At 37.0% G+C, this 6,962-nt stretch carries 7 protein-coding genes; all 7 read right to left on the bottom strand.

Features of this window, described 5'->3' with window-relative positions; translation table 11 throughout:
* Window positions 1-475 precede the first annotated feature (475 nt).
* The gene (locus QZ114_RS05610; RefSeq protein ID WP_295500744.1) at window positions 476-886 is read right to left on the bottom strand and encodes a GNAT family N-acetyltransferase; all 411 of its coding nucleotides are present in this window, start codon (window positions 884-886) and stop codon (window positions 476-478) included.
* Window positions 887-986: 100 nt separating this feature from the next.
* On the bottom strand, window positions 987-2,351 hold the full coding sequence (locus QZ114_RS05605; RefSeq protein WP_295500742.1) for an amino acid permease: 1,365 nt from the start codon (window positions 2,349-2,351) through the stop codon (window positions 987-989).
* 74 nt (window positions 2,352-2,425) lie between these two features.
* Window positions 2,426-2,908: a transcription elongation factor GreA gene (gene greA, locus QZ114_RS05600; RefSeq protein ID WP_295500740.1), complete on the bottom strand. Its 483-nt coding sequence runs from the start codon at window positions 2,906-2,908 to the stop codon at window positions 2,426-2,428.
* Window positions 2,909-2,967: 59 nt separating this feature from the next.
* Window positions 2,968-4,578 carry an endolytic transglycosylase MltG gene (gene mltG / locus QZ114_RS05595; protein WP_295500738.1) on the bottom strand — a complete coding sequence of 537 codons (1,611 nt, stop codon included), beginning with the start codon at window positions 4,576-4,578 and terminating at the stop codon, window positions 2,968-2,970.
* A 79-nt stretch (window positions 4,579-4,657) separates the two neighbouring features.
* Window positions 4,658-5,152 (bottom strand): GNAT family N-acetyltransferase, encoded by a 495-nt coding sequence (locus QZ114_RS05590; protein WP_295500736.1) that lies wholly within the window; start codon window positions 5,150-5,152, stop codon window positions 4,658-4,660.
* Window positions 5,149-5,616 carry a GNAT family N-acetyltransferase gene (locus QZ114_RS05585; protein WP_295500734.1) on the bottom strand — a complete coding sequence of 156 codons (468 nt, stop codon included), beginning with the start codon at window positions 5,614-5,616 and terminating at the stop codon, window positions 5,149-5,151. The genes QZ114_RS05590 and QZ114_RS05585 overlap by 4 nt, the downstream gene beginning before the upstream one ends.
* Before the next feature lie 9 nt (window positions 5,617-5,625).
* The gene (gene murC, locus QZ114_RS05580; protein ID WP_295500732.1) at window positions 5,626-6,960 is read right to left on the bottom strand and encodes a UDP-N-acetylmuramate--L-alanine ligase; all 1,335 of its coding nucleotides are present in this window, start codon (window positions 6,958-6,960) and stop codon (window positions 5,626-5,628) included.
* Window positions 6,961-6,962: the final 2 nt, after the last annotated feature.

Below are 6,962 nucleotides of genomic sequence, written 5' to 3'. Positions count from 1 at the left end.
TTATTAAGTGCAAAATTTATATCTTTGAGAATGGTTGAATGACCATAATTTTTACTTACATTTATAACTTCCATTTTGTAATTCCTCCATTAATATTCTCGGTTTTCTCTTTGATTCTCATTAATTTTAAAAAGTTGCGCCTCTTTTTAATATATTATATCATATATCTAACTTAATGCAATATATAAATGTCATTTTGTAAAATTTTATTAACAAAAAACTCTCTACTACAAAAAGATAGAGAGTGTTACATTTAAATATAGGATTTCAAAATATCGACGACATCACTTCTTTTCTTGACCTGATAGGACTTGATTCCCAATGTCTCAGCTGTGATTGGATTGTCCTAAATATCCTCTAGACAGACACAATTTCTAGATTCTAACTAGTATTTATCGAGAATCTACTTAAACGTTACCCATAGCCACCATCATACCTCCATACTTTTATAAAGCCCCTCTTTGCTTTATTCTCCTTACAAATCTTTTTGGTAATAAAATCTTTTTCCTGTGTAGGGATAGTCTTGCAAAGCAAAGACTTCCTTGTAGCCATGTTTCTGATAAAAGTCTGGCGCCTGAAACTGGTAAGTATTGACAAATGCAAAACGACAATTTCGATTCTTAGCTTCAGTTTCTGCTTGCTGCAATAGTCTTGAACCGATTCCTTGCCCTCGCAGTTCCTCTTTTACAAACAAATACTCAATTTCCAACCAATTTCCAAAAGTCTCTGCTATCAAACCTGCCAGGAGATTACCCTTTTCATCTTCGACATAAAGAGTAAGTGGCTCACTTTCAGCTTCTTCTCTTTTTGAACGGTTATAAACACGAATCAGATTCCCTATTTCTTGTGATTTATGAGATTCCTTATTTTCCAATCTAAAGTACATCTAAATCTCCTCAAACACTGTTATAGCTTGATTATAGCCTTATTTCAATAGACTGTCAAACTAGAAAAAACTCACCAACCTGAGTTGATGAGTTTCAAATCTATTTTCTAAATTTCCACTGGCTATAAATACCAAAAACGATAATCCAGATAGCTGAACCGACTGCTCCTACAAATGTAGACTCTTGTAAAAAGAGGGTTACAAAGACAAATGCAAAGAAGAGTATGGTTAAAGGATTTAGGAAACGATAATGTGGCATGAGATAACCATCTGCCATAAAATCTGGTGACTTGCGGTATTTAAGGTGAGCCACCATAATCAAGATATAAATAGCTACATAAACACCTGATGAAGAAGCTGTTATCAAGGCAAAGGCATCGGAAACTCCTGGCAGGACATTAATAAAAGCAGCTGTAGCAATCAAAATAGTTGAGGCCAAAATTGCATTTTGAGGAACATTATAGCGAGATAAGGTATCTGCTTTAATTGCTTTTAAGAACGGATTTGGTAAATCCTGAGCTATTTGATACAAATGGCGACCTGTTGAGTAGAGGGTTGAATTTAGAGCTGATGCTGCTGACGTCAAGACGACGAAGTTAATCAAGGCTGCTGCCCATTTGACACCTGCTAGTTCAAATACCGTAACAAATGGTGAGTCTGCTGAAGTTAGATCTCTCCATGGAATAATCGCCATAATGGCAATTAGAGAACCCCCATAGAAAAAGGCAATACGTAAAGGAATTTCCTTAACTGCTTTTGGCAAGACCTGACGTGGATTTTTTGTTTCCGAAGTCGTTACTCCTATAAACTCAATCATGAGGTAGGCAAAGAAGACCATCTGGAAAGCCATCACAAAGTTTACACTACCATTAGGGAAGAGTGAGAAATTATCCGTAATATTGGCTAAGCTAGCTACTCCATGAGGTGTTTCAAAACCTGTCAGAACCATAAAGATACCAGTCACAATCATAGCAAGGATAGCTACAATCTTAATCATAGCAAACCAAAATTCAACTTCTCCAAAAAGTTTAACAGCTATTAGATTGACCAAACCTAAAACAGTTAAAAATCCAACTTGAATTAACCAACTAGGCCATGAAGGAAACCAAAACTGAACATAGTGCGAAATAGCCGTAATTTCTGCCATACCAATAAAGACAACCGATAACCAGTAAGACCAGACTGCAAAATATCCCCAACCCTTACCCAAATGACGAGTAATAAAGTTGATAAAAGTATGTTGCTCAGGGTCTTGATAGAGCATTTCTCCCACTGCTCGCATCATCAAGAACATGAAGGCTCCTGTAATTAGATAAATTAAAACAATCGAAGGGCCTGTTAAACTGATAGAACGACCTGCTCCTAGAAAAAGGCCAGTTCCTATTGTTCCAGCAATAGCCATAACCTGAACATGTCGATTGGTTAAGCCACGCTCCATCTTATTTTTTTTCTTATTTTCACTCATAACGTCTCCTACTGTATTAAAAAACCAAAAAGGAGTTGAGCAAGGCGGTCCGCCTCCCCACTCCTTTAACTTTCTCAGACTGTTTTTTCTACCTTTAAGATTTTTACATCATAGCTACCAACTGGTGTTTCAATAGTTGCTTTATCACCTGTTTTCTTACCAATTAAGGCTTGTCCAATAGGACTTTCATTTGAAACCTTACCAGCAAAAGCATCGGCTCCAGCTGATCCTACGATCATGTAGACTTCTTCGTCCTCTTCACCAATTTCTTGGATTGTTACCGTTTTACCAATTGCAACTTCATCATCGGCAACTGAGTCGCTATTAACAATTTCAGCGTAACGAATTTTTGTTTCCAAACTAGAGATTTGTCCTTCGACAAAGGCTTGTTCATCCTTAGCTGCTTCGTACTCACTGTTTTCTGACAAATCACCGTATGAACGGGCAATCTTGATACGTTCAACAACTTCTGGACGACGAACCAATTTTAATTCTTCTAATTCTTTTTCAAGTTTTTCCTTTTCCTCAATTGTCATAGGATATGTTTTTTCTGACATTTTTCTCAACTTTCTTTCAATAATTTAGAATCTTCAACTGAGATTCTTATTTTTAAGTCTTAGTTTGAACCACTATTTTGAGTAAGCTTGCTATTGACATGCTCAGCAACATTACGGTCATGTTCCTGTTGAGTAACAGCATAATATACCTTACCATCTGTAACATTTGCTACAAAGTATAGGTTCTGACTCTTCGTTTGATTGATACTAGATTCAATCGCATCCTGGCTTGGACTATCTACTGGTCCAGGCATCAACCCTAGATTTGTATAAACATTGTATGGTGAGTTAATTGATGTATCAATAGCAACATCATCTGCAAGACTAATCTTTTCGCCTAGTTTTCCTTGAGCATACAAGATTGCAATATTGCTTTGAAGAGGGATTCCTTGATTCAAACGATTATAGAATACACCTGCAATCAATTTACGATCTTCAGTCTTAGCACCTTCTTTTTCAACAAGTGAAGCAATGCTTAGTAAGTCATTTACTGTTAAGTTTTTAGACTTAATTGTAGAATAATATGGAGTTAACGTTTTATCCATAGCTGCTAACATATCATCAATCAAGCTTTCAATTGTTGTATTTTCTTTGATAGAATATGTTGCTGGGAACAGAAAACCTTCTAAGCGATAACGAACTCCACTCTCCTTAGTTGGTAAGCTTTCTAGCAAATTAGGATATTTAGCAATTTCTTGAGCTATAAATGTTTCATCTTGAACTTTTGTCAAGAATGCATCTGCTGTAAATGGTTCTTTGAAGTCACCTTGAAGTTGACCTACAGTTTGAGCAATTTGTTCAAGTGTATAGCCTTCTGGAATAGTCAACTTAGCAAGTGCTGGTTCCTGAGGTTCAGGTGTTCCACCTTTTTGCAACTCTTGTACTAAGTCATCTGTACTCATACTCTTTTTCAAATTGTAGTATCCTGATTTCAAATCATCATAATGTTTATATTTAGCATACAAAGCAAATACTAAGCCATGTTTAACTAGACCAGAGGATTCCAAAGTAGATCCAATTTCTTGAACATTGGCACCTTCTGGGATTTGAACAGTGACAAAAGTTTTAGAGTTGGCATCGACAGGTTCTAAAGAAGCCTGCACATACTGATACCCAAAATAACCACCTGCTGAAAGTAAAGCAAGGAATAAGATAAATGAAATAAAGAAGGCTTTGAAATGTGATTTTTTCTCTTTTTTCACCTTAGATGGTTTAGCTGTGTCTAGGCGACTACGTCGAGATTTATCGTTAACAATCTCCACTGTTTCCTTAGCTGGCGTCGACTTTTCTGAAGCAATAGATTCTTCAGCACTATCTGTTTTATAAGATACAGCTACTCTTGTTGGAATTTCATTGTATTCTTTTTCAATTTTTTTAGGACGCACGACTCCTTGTTTTGCTACACTCTCATCTACTGGTGAAGCAGGAAGTTCTCCGCTTGACTCTTGTGGTACACGCGGTGCATTATCCATGATTCTTTCTACGGCTGATAAGGATGCCGCCATCACATCTTCATCAGAAACTTTTCTTTCAGAGACAGACATAGAAGCATTAGCCCCAATGAATTCATCCGAATCTTTACGAATTCCATCGTAACTTTTTGCTTTTTCTAAATCACGTAAAATCTGATCCTTAAAGCTTAGCGATTCTTCTCTAGATTTTTCACTCAAAAGTTTTTCCTCCTCGTTGACAATCCATAATATTATATCTTAAAAACCGAAGAAAAGCAACCTACCACGCTTTCCTAGCCTATTTTTTCACTTCCCAAACCATATCATACCATTTTTCTCCTGCAAAGGTTGATTGAGATAGTCCCTCATTTACGAAACCATGTTTTTCATAGTAAGCAATGAGATAATCATGGCAGGTAAGACTGATCCCTTCCCTCTTATTCTCTAGAGCAATTTCTTTAAGAGCTGTCAATAGTTTCTTACCTACTCCCAAAGCTTGAGCCTCTTTAGCAATGGAGAGACAGGTTACTGCTATGTAACCTCCAGGAAGGTAACTATGGTCTTCTATATCCTCAGTAAAAGACTGATCTTGCAAGTAGCGTTGGGGTCCAACTGGCCCTTCTACGTAACCAATGACCCTTCCTTCATCTTCTGCAACTAGAAAACTCGTTTGAATTTTCCGTAAATGCGCTTCAAAAACTGAACGAGGAATAGCTTCCCATACAGAGAAATTCTCTAATTCAATTTCAACAATACGATCCAAATCATCTAATCTTGCTTGCCTTATTCTCATAGTATCTCCTCAAAAAAAGGATTCATCCAAACTAGACTAAAATTACTGTTCGTTTCATAAAGTGAATTTGGCATTTCTACCTCCACAAAACCGTTCATTTCAAAATAAGAAGAAAGCTCATCAGGACAGTTCAAACAAATGCCTTGGTAATTGAACTCTACTGTAACTTGCTTCAAGCTAGCTAGAAGAAGAGTCCCAAAACCCTGGCCTTTATGGTCAGGGTGAATTGCGATTTCCTTTACTTCTATGTGTTTTGGAATAAGTGATTGCAAACTTCCTAGTATATAGCCTACAACGTGATTTTCATATCTTGCTACAAGAAAGGTATCCGTAAGATTACGGATACTTTCTTCAAAAATATTGGAAACAGGTTTCTTTCCTATTGACAAATAAGAAAAGCGAATAAACTCTATTTCAGATAAATCGGAAACCGTTGCACGATTGATTTTAATTGGAATTTCCATAGGTAGAACTTATTGAACATTGCTAGTCAAGTTTGACAAGAGACGTTCAAATGAATACTCATAAGTCTGAATATCTCCCGCTCCCATAAAAACATAAACTGCATTGTCATGGTCTAAAAGAGGAGAAACATTTTCAACTGTAATGACTTTATGTTTCTTGTTTATCTTGTTTGATAAATCCTCTACTTTGACATCACCATGATCCACCTCACGCGCTGAACCATAGATTTGTGCTAGATAAACTGCATCTGCCTGATTCAAAGCTTGCGCAAATTCATCTAATAAAGCAATGGTTCTGGTAAAGGTATGGGGTTGGAAAACTGCAACAATTTCTTTACTTGGGTATTTTTGACGAGCAGCATCCAGGGTTGCAACGATTTCTGTTGGATGATGGGCAAAGTCATCAATGATAACCGTATCATTCACAATTTTTTCCGTAAAGCGACGTTTAACACCAGCAAAAGTCTTCAAGTGTTGACGTACCAGCTCTAAATCAAAACCTGCTGTGTGTAGAAGAGCAATAACTGCAGTCGCATTCATAATATTATGGCGACCAAAGGTTGGGATATGGAATTGTCCCAGATCCTGGCCTCGGAAATGAACAGTAAAGGTAGAACCACTTGTTGAACGAAGCAAATCACTAGCTACAAAGTCATTGCCCTCTGCTTCAAAACCATAATAATAAATCGGAGCATTTGCTGTAATCTTGCGCAATTCTGCATCTTCACCGTAAATAAATAGAGCTTTAGTCATTTGCTTAGCATAATCATTAAATGCATTGAAGACATCCTCTAAGCTAGTAAAGTAATCTGGATGATCAAAATCAATGTTGGTAATAATAGAATATTCAGGGTGATAGGGCATAAAATGACGCTCGTATTCGTCCGACTCAAAGACAAAGTATTTAGCGTTAGCTGAACCACGACCTGTTCCATCTCCAATCAAGAAACTAGTATCAGTGATGTGAGACAAAACATGAGATAGCATACCTGTTGTGGAGGTTTTTCCATGCGCTCCTGCAACTCCCATGCTGACAAAATCTCTCATAAAGCTACCTAGAAATTCGTGGTAACGTTTGTAGCTGATTCCATTTTGATCAGCGTAGGCTATTTCTACATTATTATCTGGGCGAAAAGCATTTCCAGCAATAATTTCCATATCTCCTTGTAAATTCTTTTCGTCAAAAGGAAGAATGGTAATTCCTGCCTGCTCAAGACCACGCTGTGTAAAGTAGTACTTCTCCACATCTGAACCTTGAACCTTATGACCCATTTGATGCAACATCAAAGCCAAGGCACTCATACCTGAACCTTTAATTCCTATAAAATGATATGTCTTTGACATCT

The organism is uncultured Streptococcus sp., from assembly GCF_901875575.1.
Lineage (GTDB): Bacteria > Bacillota > Bacilli > Lactobacillales > Streptococcaceae > Streptococcus.
This window is presented reverse-complemented; position numbering and strand designations above follow the sequence as displayed.

Bases quoted from the DNA above. Each gene is read 5' to 3' on its own strand.
- QZ114_RS05610 (WP_295500744.1), bottom strand. From the start codon at position 886: ATGTACTTTAGATTGGAAAATAAGGAATCTCATAAATCACAAGAAATA.
- QZ114_RS05605 (WP_295500742.1), bottom strand. From the start codon at position 2,351: ATGAGTGAAAATAAGAAAAAAAATAAGATGGAGCGTGGCTTAACCAAT.
- greA (WP_295500740.1), bottom strand. From the start codon at position 2,908: ATGTCAGAAAAAACATATCCTATGACAATTGAGGAAAAGGAAAAACTT.
- QZ114_RS05590 (WP_295500736.1), bottom strand. From the start codon at position 5,152: ATGAGAATAAGGCAAGCAAGATTAGATGATTTGGATCGTATTGTTGAA.
- QZ114_RS05585 (WP_295500734.1), bottom strand. From the start codon at position 5,616: ATGGAAATTCCAATTAAAATCAATCGTGCAACGGTTTCCGATTTATCT.
- murC (WP_295500732.1), bottom strand. From the start codon at position 6,960: ATGTCAAAGACATATCATTTTATAGGAATTAAAGGTTCAGGTATGAGT.